General features: G+C 66.1%; 17 protein-coding genes and 1 pseudogene. 12 read left to right on the top strand and 6 right to left on the bottom strand.

Features of this window, described 5'->3' with window-relative positions; genetic code table 11:
- The first annotated feature begins 9 nt into the window (after positions 1–9).
- The 3 genes from serS (at position 10) to bfr (ending at position 2,106) form a co-directional block, all read left to right on the top strand.
- The gene (gene serS, locus HYG77_RS13845; protein ID WP_109326005.1) at positions 10–1,266 is read left to right on the top strand and encodes a serine--tRNA ligase; all 1,257 of its coding nucleotides are present in this window, start codon (positions 10–12) and stop codon (positions 1,264–1,266) included.
- Positions 1,267–1,360: 94 nt separating this feature from the next.
- Positions 1,361–1,543: a (2Fe-2S)-binding protein gene (locus tag HYG77_RS13840; protein WP_208962940.1), complete on the top strand. Its 183-nt coding sequence runs from the start codon at positions 1,361–1,363 to the stop codon at positions 1,541–1,543.
- A gap of 77 nt (positions 1,544–1,620) precedes the next feature.
- On the top strand, positions 1,621–2,106 hold the full coding sequence (gene bfr / locus HYG77_RS13835; RefSeq protein WP_109326014.1) for a bacterioferritin: 486 nt from the start codon (positions 1,621–1,623) through the stop codon (positions 2,104–2,106).
- A gap of 157 nt (positions 2,107–2,263) precedes the next feature.
- Here bfr and HYG77_RS13830 read toward each other — a convergent pair whose 3' ends face one another.
- The 4 genes from HYG77_RS13830 to HYG77_RS13815 form a co-directional block, all read right to left on the bottom strand.
- The gene (locus tag HYG77_RS13830; RefSeq protein ID WP_208962939.1) at positions 2,264–2,497 is read right to left on the bottom strand and encodes a hypothetical protein; all 234 of its coding nucleotides are present in this window, start codon (positions 2,495–2,497) and stop codon (positions 2,264–2,266) included.
- Positions 2,498–2,803: 306 nt separating this feature from the next.
- A complete protein-coding gene (locus HYG77_RS13825) occupies positions 2,804–3,109 on the bottom strand; it encodes a hypothetical protein (protein WP_208962938.1) in 306 nt (101 codons plus the stop codon).
- A gap of 238 nt (positions 3,110–3,347) precedes the next feature.
- The gene (locus HYG77_RS13820) at positions 3,348–4,928 is read right to left on the bottom strand and encodes a Rieske 2Fe-2S domain-containing protein (RefSeq protein WP_208962937.1); all 1,581 of its coding nucleotides are present in this window, start codon (positions 4,926–4,928) and stop codon (positions 3,348–3,350) included.
- A 111-nt stretch (positions 4,929–5,039) separates the two neighbouring features.
- Positions 5,040–5,918: a hypothetical protein gene (locus HYG77_RS13815; protein WP_208963378.1), complete on the bottom strand. Its 879-nt coding sequence runs from the start codon at positions 5,916–5,918 to the stop codon at positions 5,040–5,042.
- Between the two features lie 90 nt (positions 5,919–6,008).
- Between HYG77_RS13815 and HYG77_RS13810 the strand changes: the two genes are divergently transcribed.
- The 3 genes and pseudogenes from HYG77_RS13810 (at position 6,009) to HYG77_RS13800 (ending at position 8,108) form a co-directional block, all read left to right on the top strand.
- Positions 6,009–6,764 (top strand): lysophospholipid acyltransferase family protein, encoded by a 756-nt coding sequence (locus HYG77_RS13810; RefSeq protein WP_109326020.1) that lies wholly within the window; start codon positions 6,009–6,011, stop codon positions 6,762–6,764.
- A gap of 5 nt (positions 6,765–6,769) precedes the next feature.
- Positions 6,770–7,231, top strand: a pseudogene (locus tag HYG77_RS40950) (1-acyl-sn-glycerol-3-phosphate acyltransferase).
- Positions 7,232–7,286: 55 nt separating this feature from the next.
- Positions 7,287–8,108 carry an HAD family hydrolase gene (locus HYG77_RS13800; protein ID WP_109326021.1) on the top strand — a complete coding sequence of 274 codons (822 nt, stop codon included), beginning with the start codon at positions 7,287–7,289 and terminating at the stop codon, positions 8,106–8,108.
- 33 nt (positions 8,109–8,141) lie between these two features.
- Here the strand turns inward: HYG77_RS13800 and HYG77_RS13795 are convergent, their stop codons facing one another.
- Entirely contained in the window at positions 8,142–10,298 is a 2,157-nt protein-coding gene (locus HYG77_RS13795; protein WP_208962936.1) for an N-acetylmuramoyl-L-alanine amidase, read from the bottom strand.
- A gap of 237 nt (positions 10,299–10,535) precedes the next feature.
- Between HYG77_RS13795 and HYG77_RS13790 the strand changes: the two genes are divergently transcribed.
- Positions 10,536–12,098 (top strand): SpoIID/LytB domain-containing protein, encoded by a 1,563-nt coding sequence (locus HYG77_RS13790; protein ID WP_208962935.1) that lies wholly within the window; start codon positions 10,536–10,538, stop codon positions 12,096–12,098.
- On the opposite strand, the gene HYG77_RS13785 is transcribed toward HYG77_RS13790, so the two are convergent.
- Complete coding sequence (locus HYG77_RS13785) at positions 12,095–13,204, bottom strand: glycosyltransferase (protein ID WP_208962934.1); 1,110 nt, start codon at positions 13,202–13,204, stop codon at positions 12,095–12,097. The genes HYG77_RS13790 and HYG77_RS13785 overlap by 4 nt on opposite strands.
- A gap of 225 nt (positions 13,205–13,429) precedes the next feature.
- On the opposite strand from HYG77_RS13785, the gene glf reads away from it, so the two are divergent.
- From glf to zomB, 5 genes are read left to right on the top strand one after another with little or no spacing between them, the layout of a single operon-like run.
- A complete protein-coding gene (gene glf / locus HYG77_RS13780) occupies positions 13,430–14,599 on the top strand; it encodes a UDP-galactopyranose mutase (protein WP_109334803.1) in 1,170 nt (389 codons plus the stop codon).
- A complete protein-coding gene (locus HYG77_RS13775; RefSeq protein WP_109326026.1) occupies positions 14,596–16,512 on the top strand; it encodes a glycosyltransferase in 1,917 nt (638 codons plus the stop codon). The genes glf and HYG77_RS13775 overlap by 4 nt, the downstream gene beginning before the upstream one ends.
- The gene (locus tag HYG77_RS13770; protein ID WP_208962933.1) at positions 16,493–17,011 is read left to right on the top strand and encodes a phosphatase PAP2 family protein; all 519 of its coding nucleotides are present in this window, start codon (positions 16,493–16,495) and stop codon (positions 17,009–17,011) included. The genes HYG77_RS13775 and HYG77_RS13770 overlap by 20 nt, the downstream gene beginning before the upstream one ends.
- Positions 17,008–17,913 (top strand): decaprenyl-phosphate phosphoribosyltransferase, encoded by a 906-nt coding sequence (locus HYG77_RS13765; protein WP_109326037.1) that lies wholly within the window; start codon positions 17,008–17,010, stop codon positions 17,911–17,913. The genes HYG77_RS13770 and HYG77_RS13765 overlap by 4 nt, the downstream gene beginning before the upstream one ends.
- A 1-nt stretch (position 17,914) precedes the next feature.
- On the top strand, positions 17,915–19,831 hold the full coding sequence (gene zomB, locus HYG77_RS13760; protein ID WP_208962932.1) for a flagellar motor control protein ZomB: 1,917 nt from the start codon (positions 17,915–17,917) through the stop codon (positions 19,829–19,831).
- Positions 19,832–19,991 lie beyond the last annotated feature (160 nt).

Below are 19,991 nucleotides of genomic sequence, written 5' to 3'. Positions count from 1 at the left end.
TTTGACACCGTGATTGACCTGAAGTTCCTCCGCGAGAACCCCGACGCCGTCCGCGAGTCGCAGCGCACCCGCGGTGAAGATCCTGCGCTGGTCGACGCGCTGCTCGAGGCCGATGCGTCCCGTCGCGCCGCGGTACTCGCCGGTGACACTCTGCGCGCCGAGCAGAAGGCCTTCGGTAAGAAGGTGGGCCAGGCGTCCCCCGAGGAACGGCCCGCGCTGCTCGAGGGATCCAAGGAACTCGCAGCCAAGGTCAAGCAGGCCGAGGCGGAGCAGCACGAGGCGCAGGCCGCGCTCGATGCCGCGCACCGGGCGATCTCCAATATCGTCCAGGACGGCGCCCCGGCCGGTGGCGAGGACGACTTCGTCACCCTGGACACGGTCGGCGATGTCCCCACGTTCGACTTCGAGCCCAAGGACCACCTCGAGTTGGGCGAGTCGCTGGGACTGATCGACATGGAACGCGGCGCGAAGGTGTCCGGCGCCCGGTTCTATTTCCTCACCGGGTTCGGCGCCATGTTGCAACTCGGAATGCTGCAGCTCGCCGCGCAGAAGGCAATGGCCAACGGGTTCCAGATGATGATTCCCCCCGTGCTGGTGCGCCCCGAGATCATGGCGGGCACCGGATTCCTCGGCGCCCACGCGGACGAGATCTACCACCTTGCCGACGACGACCTCTACCTCGTCGGAACTTCCGAGGTCCCGCTCGCCGGGTACCACTCGGGCGAGATCCTCGATCTTTCCGCAGGCCCGAAGCGGTACGCGGGTTGGTCGACCTGCTTCCGCCGGGAAGCAGGCAGCTACGGCAAGGACACCCGCGGAATCATCCGGGTCCACCAGTTCGACAAGGTGGAGATGTTCACTTACTGCAAGCCCGAGGATGCCGACGCCGAGCATCAGCGTCTGCTGGCCTGGGAGCGCGACATGCTGGCCGCGATCGACGTCCCCTACCGGGTGATCGACGTCGCCGGGGGCGATCTGGGTTCCTCGGCTGCCCGCAAGTTCGATTGCGAGGCGTGGGTGCCCACCCAGCAGGCCTACCGCGAGCTCACATCCACGTCGAACTGCACGACGTTCCAGGCGCGGCGCCTCGGTGTGCGGTACCGCGACGAGAACGGGAAGCCCCAGACTGCTGCCACCCTGAACGGCACGTTGGCCACCACGCGGTGGATCGTGGCGATCCTCGAGAACCACCAGCAGTCCGATGGGACGGTACGCGTGCCGGAGGCGCTGGTGCCCTTCGTCGGTACGGACGTATTGAAGCCGTAAAAGAATACTGTCCGTTATGCAAGGCTACCCTTGCATCTGCGCCCGAATGATGTAACCCTTACCTAATCAGATAGTTCGCGTAAGGGAGCTCCACATGTTCGTGTGCATCTGCAAGGCCGTCACCGAGACCGAGGTGCACGAGCATGTGCACGACGGTGCCGACTCTGCAGATGCCATCGGTGAGCGATGTGGAGCCGGATGGGGGTGTGGAACCTGCGTCAACCGCCTCGAAGAAATTCTCTGTGCGTACGCGGAGCGTAATCGCACAGCTGCCTGACAACTGACACCACGATCCGCTGCGGAGAGTGGTCGAGCCTGATACGGTCGCATTAGTCCCGGCGACCGGAGGTTGTCATGCGCGGTAACGACGAGGTAATCGCTCTTCTCAACGAACAGTTGACGAGTGAGCTGACGGCAATCAACCAGTATTTCCTGCACTCGAAGATGCAGGCCAACTGGGGTTTCACCAAACTGGCGGCGAAGACGCGTGCCGAGTCCATCGAAGAGATGATTCACGCCGAGATCTTGACCGACCGCATCCTCTTTCTCGAGGCGCTACCGAACTATCAGAAGCTGCTCCCGCTGCGCATCGGACAGGATCTGCGAGAGCAGTTCCACTCCGACCTCGCGGTCGAGCTCGAGGTGGTCGAACGCCTGCGTCCCGGAATTCAGATGTGCCGGGAGAAGGGCGACGCGACGTCGGCGAAGCTACTCGAAGGCATCCTCGCGGAAGAAGAGGAGCACATCGACTATCTGGAGACACAGATCGAGTTGATGGACAAGATGGGCGATCAGCTGTACATGGCCCAGCTCGTCGATCAGCCACCGACAGCCGGGTAGTCGATCGACGAAAACCGCGCGACTCGCTGGGCGCTCTGTGTAAAAATGGGCGCGTGAGATATCCCGCCGCTCAGCCTTGACCCAGCTCCCAGCGATCGCTCACCGTCCGCGTGGTCGGTTACACCGCCACGCGTGACCTCATTCCGCTTTTCGGTCTCTACGACCTGCTGTTCGCCGACCACGGCCTCAGCGTCGGACAGATTTCGTCGCTACTCGTCATCTGGTCCGTCGTATCGTTCGTCGCCGAGGTGCCCTCGGGCGCGTGGGCCGACACCGTGTCCCGGCGTGGACTGCTCGTCTTCGCCTCCGCCCTGTACACCGCGGGATTCACCGTGTGGGTGGTGGCGCCGTCGTATGCAGGCTTCGCAGCCGGATTCGTGTTGTGGGGCATCAGTGGCGCCATCCAGTCCGGAACGTTCGAGGCGTTGCTGTACGACGAACTTGCCTCGCGGGGGAAGTCGGAGACCTTCGCCCGGCTCCTCGGCTACGCCAACTCCGGCGCCATGGCGAGCAACCTCGTCGCCACGCTGACCGCGGCGCCTCTCTTCGTTCTGGGTGGTTACACGCTGGTCGGATGGGCCAGTGTCGCTGCGACGGTGGTGCACGGAGGCTTCGCACTACTGCTTCCCGCTGCGCCGAGAGCAGCCGACGCGGACGAAACACGGGAAGTGGACGGCGGGCGTGGACTGCTGTCCCGCTACGCCGGGATGCTCCGGGCCGGGGTCGGGGAGGTGTCGCACGACACGGTGCTCCGCCGAGGCGTGGTGCTGTCGTCGGTGCTCGTCGGATTTCTCGCCTTCGACGAGTACTTCGGCCTGCTCGCCCGCGACGGTGGCACCGCGACGGCGGCGGTGCCGTTGCTGGTGGCCATCACCGTCGCCGGCCAAGTGGTGGGTACCGCGGCGGCCGGCCGGACGGCGTCGATGCGAGCGGTGACGATGAGCCGTGTCGTCGCAGCGGGTGCCGTATTGCTCGGTGCCGGAGCGCTTCTGGGTGGTGTCACCGGGTTCGCGGCAATCGGCGCGGGCTACGGCATCCTCGGCAATGCCATGATCGTGTCGGAAGCTCGTGTGCAGGACGCGATCACCGGTCCGGCGCGGGCCACCGTCACCTCGGTGTCGGGGCTGTTCGGCGAGATCACCGCACTTCTGATCTACGTGGGTTTCGCTGTCGGCTCGACGTGGTTCTCGGTCACCACACTCGTTGCCGCACTGGCTGTCCCGGTGCTGCTGCCCGCGCGGTCAGAGCTTGCTGGACCGCAGCTCGTGGCCCTTCGACGTCTTGCAGCGACCCGACTCGAGGTCCCACTGCCAGCCGTGCAGGTTGCAGGTGAGATTGGTGCCGTCGACGACGCCGAACTTGGACAGGTCGGCCTTGAGGTGCGGGCAGCGACGCTGAATCTCGTAGCCGCCGAGCTCGATCGACGCCGAGTCGTCGTGGGCTTCTGCGAACCAGCCGTCGGCGTAGGCGATGCGCTCGTCGGTGAGGCACTTGAAGAACGTGTACAGGAACTCGTTGTAGCCGCCGACCCGCCACGCCTCGAAGCGGGTGGACAGGAAGATGGTGTTCACCCAGTCGGGTTCGTCGTCCCGGAGCACGGTGCGAACCAATTCGGGCGCGATACGGAAGCCGTAGCGGTACTTGCCGTCCTTCTCCCCGCGCGGACGGACGATGCGCTGCGGGAAGTCGAGGACGACGGTCTCGTCACCCATCACCAGACCGACCGGGTAACCGATACCGTCGCAGATCAGGTCGGACTGCTTCATGATCGGCTCGAACTTGGCCTTGAGCGCCTCGAACAACGGTTCGCCCTCGGCCGGAGCCCACCCCGCCTTCTCGGCGGCCAGGACCGGAGCCATCCGCTGCGCCATGTCCTCGATGTACGCGGCCTTCTCGGCGAAGATCTTGTCGACCTCGGCGTCCGGAATGGGGTGCGTCAGGGTGAGCGCACCGCCCTTCACATCCGCGGTGGACCCCGGGATCATCAATATCCCGCCGTCGTTGCCGTGAATCTTCATCTGCTCGAGGAACGTGATCTGGTCGGGGAAGATGTTGCCCTCGTCACCGCGGTCGTCGTTGAGGTAACGCAGCTCGTCGTCCAGGAACACCGGCGGACCTGCCGAGGGCACCACCCAGGTGGCGTCGACCTGCTCGATGTAACTGCGACACCGATCCATGCCGCGCTGACGCTTCTGCTTGCCGAAGTTGGCCTTCGTCTTGGTGGGAATGTCGTAGACCATCGGGTACCAGATGGCGCCCGAGTACTGCAGCAGGTGGATGTCGATCTTCCCGAACTCGTCGTGCAGGACGTCCATGTCGACGGGCCGGGCGTCGTTCATGTTGAAGCACGTCGTCTCGCCGTCGGACACCACGAGACCGGAGTCGCCGATCGGTCCGTCGGCGGGCGCCCGCAAGGCGATGATCATGATGTCCAGGTCGCCCGGCGCGAGCGGGGCCTGCGGAGCGACCTCGATTCCTGCCCCGTTGATCCTGTGCTTGACCGAATCCTCGGTCTCGAAGAATTTATGGAATCCGAGTGCCTCGAGTTCCCGTTTGAGGTCCGGCACCGGATAGTCGGGGAGCAGAACGATGGCGTCCTTGTTGACGTGCTTGCTCAGGTTCTCCGGATCGAAGTGGTCCTTGTGCAGGTGCGATACGTACAGGTAGTCGCAGTTGCCGAGGGCGTCCCAGTCGAGCTGGGTGTTGTCCGGGAACGGGAACCACGCCCCGAAGTACGCGGGGTTCACCCAGGGGTCGCACAGGATCGATCCTGCCTCGGTTTGGATGTGAAATCCGGCGTGGCCGACGCTGGTGACCTGCACTGGTATGCCTCCTGAAGAGCTGAGCGACTGTTCCAGGGTAGGCGGCTGCGCCACCCATGCGCCTTTCCGGTAGCCCCAACAGCCAAAAAGGCGCACGGGCGGCGGAGCCGCCTACGTTACTTCGCCCAGGCAGTAGCCGTCCTGGCCGATCGACAAGGTGACCTGCTTGGTCTTCGTCACACCCGAGACATCGGTGACCGGGACCGTGACGTTCACGTAGTCGCCGCGGACCGGTGTGGTGGTCATGTCGTCTGCCGCGAACGCGGTGGTGTCGGCCAGAACGTCGGGGTCCTGCTTCAGCGGTGGCTGTCCACCGTCCCCCGCCCCGGAGGGGTCCCACGGACTGAACCCGGGGCAGATCAACGGATAGGCGGTCTCGGTGTCGGCCGGGCTCACCGGTCGTCCCGCCTCCCGCGACAAGAACCTCGCCACCGCGTGTTCGGCGTCCGCCGGGGTGTAGACGTCGGCCGTCCCGGCGGGATGGACGTGCGGGCAGGCGTAACCCGACGCGATCTCGCTCCGCTTGACCGACACGGTGGTGCCGCCACCCGTCCACGACACGGAGAACTGCCCGTCGACACCGGGTTGTGCGAGGGCCCGCAGCACTGCGCCGGTGTCCTCGTACTGTTCGGCCATCTGAGCCGGCGGCAGGGTCCAGCAGGTCGAGGTCAGCCCCTCGGGATCCGTGACGAGGTCGAGAGCCCATGCGCGGACGGCGTCGGCGGCCTCGGGATTGCCGGGGACCTCACCGACGACCACCTGCGGGGCCGGCCGGGCCGAGGTGGGAGGCACGGTACCGGGACTGTCGGCGGTGGAGGTGGGGGCAGCCGCGACTCCTGCCGCCGCGACTTCTCCCGCCGCAACGTCTGTCTCCGCGGCGTCCACAGGGATGCCGGACTGGGAATCGCAGGCCGCCGCTGAGGCGAGGATCCCGACCACGAGGGCGAATGTGTGTGCGGGCGCGAACGCCCCCCTGCCCGTGCGGCCCATTTCCTTCACACGCCCTCCTGCCGACTCCCCGCCGAGCGTCCGTCCCCGACTTCGGGCCAGATCGCCGATACCCGGCTACGCTAGCCGATTGTGGAACCCGTCTATCGAACCGTCATCGGCATTGCCCGCACCGTATTCGCCTTCGAGGGGCTGAAGTTCACGGTCAAGGGCGATCAGCACATTCCCGCGACGGGTGGGGCGGTGATCGCGATCAATCACACCGGCTACATGGACTTCACCTACGCGGGGCTCCCGGCGCGCAGGGTGAAGCGGTACGTCCGCTTCATGGCGAAGAAGGAAGTGTTCGACAACAAGATTTCGGGCCCGATCATGCGGGCCCTCAAACACATTCCCGTCGACCGCGGGGCTGGTTCGGATTCGTATCGGGCTGCCGTCGACCGGCTGCGCCGCGGGGAGCTGGTCGGCGTCTATCCCGAGGCCACGATCAGTCGCAGCTTCGAGATCAAGGAATTCAAGTCGGGTGCCGCACGGATGGCGATCGAGGCCGACGTGCCCATCATCCCGATCGTGATCTGGGGTGCGCAGCGCGTGTGGACCAAGGGGTTCCCGAAGCGCCTCGGGCGAACCAACACCCCCATCTCGATTGCTGTCGGTGAGCCCATCGCGCCGATCGAGCCCGCCGCCGAATTGACGAAGAAACTCCACACCACCATGCAGGAAATGCTCGCCGACCTGCAGAAGGATTACGACCATCCTGCGGGTGCCTACTGGGTGCCCGCGCGACTCGGCGGCAGCGCGCCAACGCTGGAAGAGGCCGACAAGTTGGACGCCGCCGACGCCGAGAAGAGGGCGCAGGCTCGACAGGCCCGGGAGTCCGGGAGCTAGATCGGGTGGAACCTGTCTTTGTCGAGTCGGCGGCAAGGGCGCTGTCCCGTTTCCAGGGACTGAGGATTTCTCGCACCGGACTCGACAACATCCCGGCGACGAGCGGCGCGGGCTCGCGGTCAAACACACCGCGTACCTCGACTTCGTTCAGTTGGCGCTGACGGTGGCCGCCGCGGACAGGAAACTGCGACTGATGGCGAAGGCCGGGCTCGCGCGCGACCCGGGTGATGAATTTCTCATGCGCGGCTGCGGCGTGATTCCGGCCGATCGGGCCGACGGGACCGCCGGAGTTGCTCACCGCGGCGCTGCACACGCGGATGGAAGGCATCCTGCATCACGTGCAGAGTGGCTTCGAGCATCCGGCCGGGGCGTATTGGGTCCCGAGACGTCTCGGCGGCAGTGCCCCGACGATCGAGGAAGCCACCGAGATGGACCGCCGCGAGACCGAGCTGCGACACCACCGGTAGCCCGCGCCCGGCGGCCGCTCGGCACGGGGAAGAACAGTGCAGGCAGAATGACCGGGTGAGCCCAGACCGACCGACCCTTGTAGCGTCCGATGTCGACGGCACCCTGATCGGGCCCGACGAACGGGTCAGTGCCCGCACCCGTGACGCCGTGCAGTCGGTGGTGGCGTCGGGAACCCCGTTCGTTCTCGCCACCGGTCGCCCGCCGCGGTGGATCCATCCCGTTGTGGAGGGCCTGGGTTATGCGCCCCTCGCCGTCTGCGCCAACGGCGCCGTCATCTACGACGCCGACAGTGACAGAGTGCTCAGCGCCGCGACGCTCGACGTGGACACCCTCACCTGGTTGTCGGAGATCGCTCTGGAGATGTTGCCGGGCGCGGGGCTGGCGGCGGAACGTGTGGGCGTCAGCGCTCACGACGCGGCCACACCCCAGTTCGTGAGCTCTCCCGGCTATCAGCATGCGTGGCTCAATCCGGACAACACCGAGATGTCCGAGGACGAGGTTCTGGCAGCGCCGGCCGTCAAGCTGCTGATCAGAGTGCCCGGAATGTCGAGCCAGGCGATGGTCGATGTCTTGCGGCCCCACCTCGGAGCCCGCGCGGACCTCACATTTTCGACGGACAACGGTCTGATCGAGCTGTCGGCGTCGGGGATCAGCAAGGCGTCCGGCCTCGCGATCGTGATGGAGCAGCTCGGGGTCACGGCGTCGGGGATCGTCGCGTTCGGTGACATGCCCAACGACATTCCGATGCTGAATCTCGCGGGTCGAGGAGTGGCCGTGGAGAACGCGCATCCGGACGCCAAGGCGGCTGCCGACGAGGTCACCGCAACCAACTCGGACGACGGGGTGGCAAAAGTACTCGAGCGCTGGTGGTCGTAAACCACCAGCGCCCGAGAGGGTGATGCAGTTCCGTCAGCCCACCGGAGCTGGTGCCGGAGCGGCCGGCGCAGGCTCGACCGGTGCAGGTGCAGGTGCAGGTGCCGGTGCAGGTGCGGCCGGTGCAGGTGCCGGCGGCAGCTGTGCCGGATCTGCGGGCGGTGCGGCGGGCGCCGCGGCGTCGACCCTGGCGCCGTCGCGGTACGCCTCCGCGTAGGCGTCGTTGTAGGTCTTCAACACCTTGGTGACGATGCCGGTGAGCTCGTTGAAGATGAGCGAGCCGTTCTCGAAATCGGTGCGCAGCCCACCCGGGATCGGGTATTCGTCGGAAGTCGGCAATCCCAGCTCGCCGTTGTCGGCGCCCAGGTTCTGCCAGGTCTTGAAGATCTGTCCGAGAACCGACCACACACCCCCGTTGGGTGACGTGTAGATGGCTCCGTTGGTGAACTTCGCACCCTGGTTGCCGGCCTTCGCCTGCAGCAGTCCGGTGACGGCCTGCCCGAGGGGGCCGGTGTCACCGCCTTCGGCCACCCACTTCTGTGCGACGGGGGAGGGGTCCGTCAGCCGAAGAATTTCGTTGACCAGGGCCGGGATGCCTGCGCCGAGGCTCGCGCTCGCATCCGTTCCCGGCGCGGACGCAGGCGGGGTCTCGCCCGCCGGAGGTCCCGAGGCGAGTGATGCGCTGTCGCCGCCGCCACCGCTATTCGCGGCCGCGATCTGACGGATCTCGTCCATGTGCGAGTACCCGGCATCACCGGGGCAGGAGGTGTTGCCGACGTCTCGGTGCGCGAAGATCACCGGCAGGTCGACGGCCTCACCCTGTGCATACGGCGTGAACTCGGTGCCTTCCGAGTACATCGTGGTCTGGCCGAGCGGATCGAGTCCCGCCTTGGCGAGCTTCCATCCGAGGAACTTGCCGACGGAGTCGATCGTCGCCTGCGGCGGATCCTCGGATGAGAAGTCACCCATCATCGCGATGCCCATGGTGTTTTCGTTGAACCCGCCCGCGTGCGCGCCCTGAACCGGACGGTCCAGACCGCCCGCGCGACCTTCGAAGATTTGCCCGTACTTGTCGACCAGCACGTTGTAGCCGACGTCGCACCAGCCCAGCGTCTGCGCGTGGTATGCGTAGATCGCCCGGACGATTTCGGCGGACTCGGCCTTGGAGTAGTCGTTGGCGCCGGCGGTGTGGTGCACCGTCGCACCACCGATGAAGTCGTCGTACGTCGGTTCGTCGCAACGGATCGACTCGTCGGCGCCCCACTGGGAGCGGGTGATCACCTTGGGTCCGGAACCGCCGATCGGTGCCGCAATGTCGCCCAGGGCCCCGTCACCCGGTCCGCTGCCCGGCTCGATGAGCACGGCGGTGACGTCGTCGGCACCGGTCTGGGCCGGCTGTTGACGCAGCGGCCGGTCGACGGAAGCGGGTGTGTACCCCAGCGGCGCAGCACCCGCGGGCGCCGCGGCAGCCGGAGGTGCAGGTGTCGCCGGAGGTGCAGGCTGCGGCGCGACCGGAGCGGGTACCGGCCCGGCGGCCGATGCCGGCGCAGTCGTGGGCGTCAGGATCTGGATGGCCTTCGTCAACCCGACGTACACCGGTTCGGTGGCCACCGTGCCGTTCGACGCCGTGCTGTCGGTGCGCCGCGTGTCGATCATGTCGGGGGAGAACCAATCGCCCCAGGTTCCGTCGGCTCGCAGGGCGCGGACCTTCGACTCCGCGGACGCCACGGTCTCGGAGGTGAGCGCAACCATGCTGAACGGGGTGTCCCGGGTGATTTGCTTGACGATGGCTCCCGGCTGCTGGTCGGCAGGCGGCAAGATCGCCGGGTCGGAGACGTCACCGGGAGCGGGAAGCTTCAGGGGGATCTGCAGGTTGGGGATCTGAATTCCGGCCGGCAGGGGGAGATTGCTCGGAATCTGGATGTACGGCGGGATCTTCACGTTGCGCAGATCGCCGATATTGACGTCGGGCAGGTTCAGCCCCGTCAGTTCCTTCAGCGGAATCACGATGTCGGGAATTTGGGAGAGCACTACCTGGGCGATCTCCGTGGACACCGCGGAGGCAGAGGTCTCGTTGGTGGAGCGGACGTCGGAGGGGGCGCTGCTGATGCCGTAGACCGCAACGGGACTTGCGACAGCCAGAGCAGCGACAGCCCCGAGGACGATCGAGGGCTTCGGTCGGCGGTGCGGCAAGGGGACTCTCCTCAGTTGTAGTTTCCTGCGAGCAGGCCTCGCTCATCTGCAACTTGTGATGCCGATGTGACCTGTGTGACTGATGTTGCCAACTCGAATCACTCTTGCCACACTAGTCACACAGGTCCATAACGCTCAACCTTACATTGAGACTTTATCCCGAATTCTTCGGACCCGCCGGAGCAAGGCACTCACCGCGCTTCGGAGCTCGTTGTTTCAGCGATGAGGAGTGCATTGATGTCCAAGACCGAATTCGGGATCCGCGCAGGGAGAACTGCCTGGACACGCAGAAGGCGGTACATCGCGGGACGTCCCGTTCGGCGCGGATGGACGTCGTCGGTGGCGCGCGTGTCGGCGCTCGGTATCGCCCCTCTCCTCGTGGTGGGCGCTGCGGGCATGGCGGTCCATTTCCGTTCGGCCGAGCCGGAGATCCGGGAGTCGGTCGCCTCGGACACTCCGTTCACGCTCTCCGGACACGGCAACGGGCACGGTCGCGGGATGGGCCAGTGGGGCGCCTACGGGTACGCGAAGGACCAGGGATGGGCAGCCGAGCGCATCCTCGCCCACTACTACGGCGGAACCACCCTCGGCACGCTCGCGGACGCGCAGATCAGCGTGCGACTACAGGGCCGCGACGATCAGACACTCGACGTGTATTCCGCCGTCGGTGCGGTCGTGGCGGGCAAGCCCGTCGGGCCGGGTGAAGCCGTGCATCTCACGCCGACGGCGGGCGGTGGCGCCAACGTCGTCGTGACCCGGGGCTGCGCCGGGGAGGTGCTGTGGCAGGACGTCACGGACCACCCGTGGGTGGACCCGGTCGATCTCGGGCCCGACCGTCCGCCGAACGAACACCTCACCTTCTGTGCCGGCGACACGCCGTACCGCGGTGCACTCGGTGTCGCGCTGGACGGCGCAGCCGTGCGCACGGTCAACGTCCTCGGCATGGAGGACTACCTGCTCGGGGTCGTGCCCGTCGAGGCGAAGGCCGAGTGGACCGATACCGGCGGTGCGGAAGCCCTTCGGGCACAGGCGGTTGCCGCACGCTCGTACGCTGCCGCCGAGAGTCGTGAGGCCTACGCGCGGACCTGCGACACTCAGAGTTGCCAGGTCTATGGCGGCTCCGCGGTGGAGGATCCTCGCACCACGGATGCCGTGCGTTCGACTCAGGGCATGATCCTCGTCAAGGACAACAAGGCCGTTGCCGCCGAATTTTCGTCGTCGACAGGCGGATTCACGGCCGGTGGCGAGTTTCCGGCTGTCGAGGACCAGGGCGACACCGCGTCGCCGCACCACGATTGGGCGGTCACGCTGACGGCCGGCGATATCGCGACCGCGTTCGGTGTGGGCGAACTCCACACCTTCGAAGTGGTGACACGCAACAACTTCGGCGTCGACGGGGGCCGGGTCACCGGCGTGAAGGTAGTCGGTTCCGCCGGTACCACGGAGGTGACGGGGGCGCAGGCGCGGGCCAAGCTGAAACTGAAGTCCGACTGGTTCACGGTCGGCGAGGGCGTCGGGATACCGGGAGAGCCGTCGGTGCCGGGCGAACCCGACCCGAGTCTCGCCGACGACGACACCGTCGGCACCAACCCGGGATCGCCGATCGCCGAGAAGTACAAGGAACTGGGCGGAGTGAACAGCACGGTCGGTGCACCGGTCGGTCCGGAAATGATGCTGCCGTCCGAGGCGGGCAAGTTCCGGATGTATCAGAACGGAACCATCATCTGGACGGAGAAGCTGGGTGCGCAGGTGATCGACGCGAGTGTGCTCCGGGACTGGATCCCGACCGGAGGCAGCTAGCGGTCGTCCCCGAGCACCGCGAGCATTCCGTCGACGGATTCGGCCCAGCCGAAATCCTCGGCCCGACGCCTGGCGGACGCCCGCCGAGTATTCGCGGGAATCTCGAGGACGCTGCTGACCGCCTCCGCGAAGGCCGAGCCGCGGTTGCGCGCCAGGGCGCCGCACCCCGGTGTGATGATCTCGGCCAGCGCCGAGGACTGTGACGCAACTACCGGGGTGCCCGCTGCCAGCGACTCCAGCGCCGACAGGCAGAACGTTTCGTGCGGGCCGGGTGCCAGCGACACGTCGGCCGAGGCGAACAGGGCGGCGAGCTGCGACTTGTCGCTGATGAACCCGGTGAAGTGGACCGGGAGTCCGCGTGCCCGGGACTTCAGTGCTTCCCGTCGGGGTCCGTCACCGGCGATGACGAGGCGGGTGTCGTGCCCTTCGCGCCGAAGTAAGCGGACCGCCTCGATGCTCCGCTCCACCTGCTTCTCCACCGACAGGCGGCCACAGTGCAGGAGGAAGCGCTGCGCCGGCCCGGCGTAGGAGTCGCGCATGCCCTGATCGTGTTTGCCGGGATGGAACATCGCCAGATCCACCCCCAGTGGCACCCGGTGCAGGTTGGGTGCCCCGATCCGGAGGAACTCCTCGCTTGCGAAGTCCGTCGTGCAGACGACGGCGTCGTAGTTGCGCGCCATGCGGCGGTTCGCGGCGTCGGCCCACCCGGTGGCGAGACGACGCGGTGCGAATTGGCCGAGAAGTCGGTCGAGACGTTCGTGTGAGACGACGACACTGCGAATGCCGCGGTCGCGGGCCCAGCCGCCGAAACCACGCAACGTCAGCCGATCGGACACCTCGAGGACGTCGGGTCGCAGTCCTCGCACCACGTCGGCCACGCGCCGCGGATTGACGATGCGGTAGCCGCCGGTCGCCGGGATCACCGGGGCCGCCCGGGTGATCCGCAGAACCCCACCCGGCAGAACCTCCTCACTATCCCGCTGACCTGGGACGACAAGGACCACTTCGTGGCCGCGCTCGGCGTAGCCACGCCCCCAGTTGTGCAGGGCAGTGCGGAGCCCGCCCGACCGCGGTCCGTAGAAGTTGGCCAGCTGGACGATGCGCACCCGATCATTGAGCTGGATCGGCGCGACGGTGGGAACAACGAGGTTCGCAGAAGCGGTGAATACCGGGAGAACTCCTCGTGCATGGCGAGGGTGTCCGTGCACCCCGTGGCCGCGCACGGGGGGCCGAGTCGCTTACCCTGGTTCACCGTGACCGCTGCAAACCCAGAGACCACTGCCCCCGCGAAGGCCGAGACGGAGCGCGACAGCGCGGCCGGATACGACCTCATCGTCGTCGGCTCCGGATTCTTCGGACTGACCATCGCCGAGCGTGCAGCAACACAGCTGGGCAAGCGTGTGCTGGTGCTCGACCGCCGCCACCACCTGGGCGGAAACGCCTACTCGGAGGCCGAGCCGGAGACCGGCATCGAGATCCACAAGTACGGTGCACACCTGTTCCACACCTCGAACAAGCGCGTGTGGGACTACGTCACCCAGTTCACCGAATTCACCAACTACCAGCACCGGGTGTTCGCCCTGCACAAGGGGCAGGCGTACCAGTTCCCGATGGGCCTCGGCTTGGTGTCGCAGTTCTTCGGCCGTTTCTTCACCCCGGAGGAGGCGCGGAAGCTGATCGCCGAGCAGTCCAGTGAGATCGACCCGGCGGAAGCGTCCAACCTCGAGGAAAAGGCGATCTCCCTGATCGGACGCCCGCTGTACGAAGCCTTCGTCCGGGACTACACCGCGAAGCAGTGGCAGACGGACCCCAAGAACCTGCCTGCGGGCAACATCACTCGACTGCCCGTGCGTTACACGTTCGACAATCGCTACTTCAACGACACGTACGAGGGCCTCCCCGTCGACGGTTACACGGCGTGGCTCGAGAACATGGCGAAGGACCCGAAGATCGAGGTCCGGTTGGAAACGGACTACTTCGACGTCCGTGACGAGCTGCGTGCCGCGAACCCGGACGCCCCCGTCGTCTACACGGGCCCCCTCGACCGGTACTTCGACTACTCGGAGGGGGAGCTGGGCTGGCGCACGCTCGACTTTGAGACCGAGGTCCTCGAGACCGGCGACTTCCAGGGAACACCGGTGATGAACTACAACGACGCCGACGTGCCCTTCACCCGCATCCATGAGTTCCGCCACTTCCACCCGGAGCGGGACTATCCGAAGGACAAGACGGTGATCATGCGCGAGTACTCGCGCTTCGCCGAGAGCGCGGACGAGCCGTACTACCCGATCAACACCCGCGAGGACCGCGAGAAACTCGCCGCATACCGGGACCGGGCCAAGGCGGAGATGGCCGAGAAGAAGGTGTTGTTCGGCGGACGCCTCGGCACCTACCAGTACCTGGACATGCACATGGCAATCGCGAGCGCGCTGTCGATGTTCGACAACTCCCTTCGACCGCACTTCGAATCCGGTGCGGAACTCGTGGGGGACTCCGAATGAGCGCCCGCCACCTGCTCGAGGCCGAGCAGGGGACCGAGGACCCGTCGTTGCTGGGCAAGTCGTTGCTGCAGCGCATTCTCGTGCCCCGGCCGGGGGAGCCCCTCGACGTGCGCACCCTCTACGTGGAGGAAGCGAAGACCAACAGTCGTCGCGCCCACCCGCTGTCGCGGACGTCGCTGTCGGTCGGTGCGGAGTCCGAGGCCTCGTTCTGCACCTATTTCAACGCCTTCCCGGCGAGTTACTGGCGTCGCTGGACCATCCTGAAGTCGGTGGTGCTGCGGCTGGATCTGTCCGGCCACGGCCGCGTCGACGTGTACCGCTCGAAGGCCGACTCGTCCCGCATCCACGTCGAGGGACGCGAGTTCCTCGACGGCGACGCCGCGATGGAGTTCGAGATCGAGCTGGCGCCTTTCGAGGACGGCGGCTGGATCTGGTTCGACATCACCTCCGACACCGAGGTCGTCCTCGAGAGCGCCGGCTGGTTCGCGCCGATCGATGCGCCGGGCGAGGGCACCGTGGCCGTGGGCATCCCCACGTTCAACCGGCCCACCGACTGCGTGAAGGCGTTGGAAGCGCTCGCGTCCGACGAGCTGGTGCTCGATGTGGTCAAGGCCGTCATCGTCCCGGATCAGGGCACGCGCAAGGTCGTGGACGAGCCCGGGTACGAAGAGGCCGCAGCCGCTCTCGGTGAACGCCTCGTCATTCACGACCAGGCCAATCTGGGTGGCTCGGGCGGCTACAGCCGCATCATGTACGAGGCCCTGAAGACCACCGACTGCCAGCACATTCTCTTCATGGACGACGACATCGAGATCGAGCCCGACTCGATTCTGCGTGCGCTCGCGATGTCCCGGTTCGCCAAGTCCCCCATGCTGGTGGGTGGCCAGATGCTGAACCTCCAGGAGCGCAGCCACCTGCACACGATGGGTGAAGTGGTCGATCGCAGCATTTTCATGTGGACCGCCGCGCCCAACGTCGAATACGACCACGACTTCTCCAAGTACCCGCTCAGCGACCGCGAGAACTCGAAGAAGCTGCACCGCCGCATCGACGTCGACTTCAACGGCTGGTGGATGTGCATGATCCCCCGCCAGGCGGCCGAGGAACTCGGTCAGCCGCTCCCACTCTTCATCAAGTGGGACGACGCCGAGTACGGGCTTCGCGCCCGCGCGGCCGGTTACCCCACCATCACCATGCCCGGTGCCGCCATTTGGCACATGGCGTGGAGCGACAAGGACGACGCCATCGACTGGCAGGCGTACTTCCATCTGCGGAACCGGCTCGTCGTCGCGGCCCTGCACATGCCGGGCAGCGTCCGCGGCCTCGTGGTCAACAGTGTGAAGGCCACCATCAAGCACCTGCTGTGCCTCGAATACTCGACCGTGGCGATTCAGAACCAGGCCATCGCCGACTTCCTCCAGGGACCCGAGCACATCTTCGAGCTGCTGCCCACCGCGCTGGGCAACGTCCATGCGATGCGTAAGGAATTTCCGGACGCCGTTGTCCTGCCGTCCTCGACCAGCCTGCCGCTGCCCTCCGGGGCCGAGGTCGGCGCCGTCGGTCTGCCCACCAACCCGCTGGCGAAGATCGTGCGCCTCGGCAAGGGCCTGGTTCACAACGTCAAGCCTGCGCACACGGAACACCACGAGCGGCCGCAGCTCAATGTCCCGACGCTGGACGCACGCTGGTTCCTCCTCTCGCAGGTGGACGGCGTCACGGTCACCACCGCCGACGGCAGGGGAGTCGTCTACCGCAAGCGCAACCCCAAGCAGGCCCTCGCGCTGCTGAAGGAAGCCCTGCGGCTGCGCCGTGAACTGGCTCAGCGGTTCCCCGATCTCAAACGTGAGTACCAGGACGCTGTTCCTGCCCTGACCAGCAAGGAGAGGTGGGAACGTGTCTTCGGCATCTCGTGAGGTAAAGATTCTGCGGTCTGTGCAGTCGACGATCGCCGGCAAGCCGGGGGTCGTCGCCACCGCCCGTGGGATGTCTCACTTCGGTGAGCACGCCTTCGGCTGGGTGGCCGTCGCCGGAATCGGTGCCGCGCTCGACAAGCCCCGCCGACGTCAGTGGGCGGGAGTCGCCGTCGGCGCGGTGGGTGCCCACGCGGCGTCGATCGCGATCAAGCGCGTGGTCCGCCGGCCTCGGCCGATCGACCCGTCCATCCAGGTCAACGTGTCGACACCGAGCAAACTGAGCTTCCCGTCCTCGCACGCCACGTCCACGACGGCGGCTGCTGTGCTGCTCGGCCGACTCACCGGGCTACCCTTGCCTGCGTTGTTGGTACCGCCGATGCTGCTCTCCCGGCTCGTTCTGGGAGTGCATTACCCGACCGATGTGCTCGCCGGATCTGCCCTGGGGGCCGCGTCTGCGGCTGCGGTACTCAAGGCCGAGCAGAAGTTTGGAGAAAAATGAGCGAGGAACCGGCAGTCGTCACCGGACCCCCGACATCCCTGGCCACAGGCATCGTCCGGGCAGTTCGCCCCCGCCAGTGGGTGAAGAACGTCCTGGTGCTGGCAGCTCCCATCGCGGCAGGAACGGCCACGGAGCCCGACGTCCTGCTGCCGGTCGCGCTCGCATTCGTGGTGTTCTGCATGGCAGCATCCGGCATCTACCTCGTCAACGACGCAATGGATGTCGAAGCGGACCGCGCACACCCCACCAAGCGATTCCGGCCCATCGCGGCCGGCGTCCTCCCGGTCAACCTGGCATTCGCCATGGCGGTCGTCCTCCTGGTTGGTGCCATCGCCCTGTCGTTCCTGGCCAACTGGCAGCTCGCCGTCGTGATGGCCGTGTACATCGGTATCCAGCTGGCGTACTGCTTCGGCCTCAAACATCAGGCCGTCCTGGACATCTGCATCGTCTCGTCCGGCTTCCTGCTGCGCGCCATCGCCGGCGGTGTAGCCGCCGAGATCGCGTTGTCGCAGTGGTTCCTGCTGGTCATGGCGTTCGGTTCGTTGTTCATGGCCGCCGGTAAGCGGTACGCGGAACTGCAGCTCGCAGAGAACACCGGGGCGAAGATCCGCAAGTCGCTCGAGAATTACACCACTACGTACCTGCGCTTCGTCTGGACCCTCAGCGCCACGGCCGTGGTGCTCTGTTACGGACTGTGGGCCTTCCAGCAGGACGACCTGAAGAACACGAACTGGTACGCCATCTCCATGGTGCCGTTCACCATCGCGATCCTCCGCTACGCGGTCGACGTCGACGGCGGCGAGGCGGGAGAGCCCGAGGAGATCGCTCTGGGCGACCGCGTGCTCCAACTCCTCGCCATCGCCTGGATCGGAGTGGTGGGTGTCGCTGTCTACCTCGTCTGACGTGGTAGGAGGCACCGAACACTCGGATGCCGCCGCGGAGCAGACCGAACGCCACCGGAAGGCCATCCTCTCGAGGGTGGTCTTCCTCGGGGGTGTGGCCATCTCGGCTCTTCTGATGTTCTGGGGAGCCTGGGAGCGTCGGTGGATCGCCGACGACGGTTTGATCGTCCTGCGCACCGTGCGCAACCTGCTCGCGGGCAACGGTCCCGTCTTCAACGCAGGTGAACGCGTCGAGGCGAACACCAGTACCGCCTGGACCTACATCGTCTACGCTTTCGGCTGGCTCACCCAGAGCCGGCTCGAGTACGTGGTCCTCACGATTGCCCTGGTTCTGTCCACGGCAGCCATCGTGCTCGCCATGCTGGGCACGGCCCGGCTCTATCGCGGTGGATCGTTCGGCTCGGGCGGAACGCTGTTCCTCCTGCCTGCCGGTGTCCTGGTCTACATCGCGGTTCCGCCTGCGCGCGACTTCGCCACGTCCGGCCTCGAAAGTTGCCTGGTCATCTTCTGGATCGCGCTGCTGTGGCTGCTGCTGATCCGCTGGAGCCAGGCTGCTGCACCCTCCACCGGATCTGTGCTGATCCTCGCGTTCATCGCGGGAATGGGCCCGCTGGTGCGACCCGAACTGGCTATTCTGGGCGCCCTGTCGCTGGCCATGATCTTCCTCGCACCCGGACTGACCTGGGTGGCGCGCACCGTCATGGTGTTCGTGGCCGGCATCGTGCCGGTCGGGTACCAGATCTGGCGGATGGGCTACTACGCGCTCCCGTATCCCAACACCGCGGTGTCGAAGGACGCCGGTGGCGCCAAGTGGTCGCAGGGGTTCGCGTATCTGTGGAATCTTGTCGGCCCGTACCTTCTGTGGCTCCCGCTGCTGTTCCTTCTCGTCGGCGCGGTGCTCGCCTGGCGGGGTCGCAGCAAGTCTCTCGGCAATGGTGTTGCTCACACTCGCGGGAGCCGTGTCCGAAGCCTACGCGCCCGGCTCCGGACGCAGAATGCGGTGGTTGCATTCATTCTCGGCAGTGGATTCATTCTGGGTCTCTATTCGCTCCGTGTCGGCGGCGACTTCATGCACGGCCGCGTTCTCCTTCCCGTGCTGTTCTGTTTCCTCGTCCCCGTCGCCGTTATTCCGGTGCGAATTCCCGACAAGGTGTCGTGGGGGAGAAATCGCGAAACCTCGATGTTCTTCGCGATGGCATTCCTGTGGGTGGGCACGGTGGTGTGGGCATTCTTCGCGTCCAATACCACCGGAATGCCGGAAGGCGCCGTCGTCGGGCGATCCGGAATTGTCGACGAGCGCGCGTTCTACGTGCTCAATACCGGTCACACTCATCCCATTCGCGCCGACGATTATCTGGACTACCCCCGGATGCGGGCCATGGCGGAAACCATTGCGGACACCCCGGACGGTGGCCTGCTCATCGCGTCGCCCGACTACACGTACTGGTTCGTCGTGCCTCCGCCCCTTCCGATCCCAGAGGGCGGTGCAGGCCACACGGTCTATTTCCTCAACCTGGGCATGACGAGCATGAACGTCGGGCTCGATGTGAAGGTTCTCGACCAGATGGGCCTCGCGTATCCGCTCGCGGCCCACACCGAACGTCTGGACGACGGCCGCATCGGACACGACAAGAACCTCTATCCCGACTGGGTGGTGGTCGACACGGGAATGATCGACAAGCACCCGTGGATGCCCGGATTCCTCGACGAGGAATGGGTGACGGAAGCACGCGTGGCGCTGTCCTGCCCAGAGACACAGGAACTGTTGACGTCGTATAGGTCCGAACTGACCTGGCCGCGTTTCAAGCAGAATTTCAAGGATGCGTTGGATTTCGCGAGCTACCGTTTCGATCGGGTGCCCGCGTACGAAATTCAGCGGTGCAATCTCGAGCCACCTTTTCCGGAACCGGTGAAATAGGCCGAATCGTGCAGGCGCGGTCTCCGGTGGCCGACCTGCAGATCTCGATGCCAGAACGTCACATCTCGTTTGTGTAACGCCGGGCCCTTCGGTCACGATGTACGTCGATGATGAGTCATCGGTGACGGTGGTCGAGAAAGTGCCCCGGCAAATGCTCCGC

It is taken from the genome of Rhodococcus sp. ZPP (assembly GCF_017656075.1).
Classification (GTDB): Bacteria; Actinomycetota; Actinomycetes; order Mycobacteriales; family Mycobacteriaceae; genus Rhodococcus_F; species Rhodococcus_F oxybenzonivorans.
This window is presented reverse-complemented; position numbering and strand designations above follow the sequence as displayed.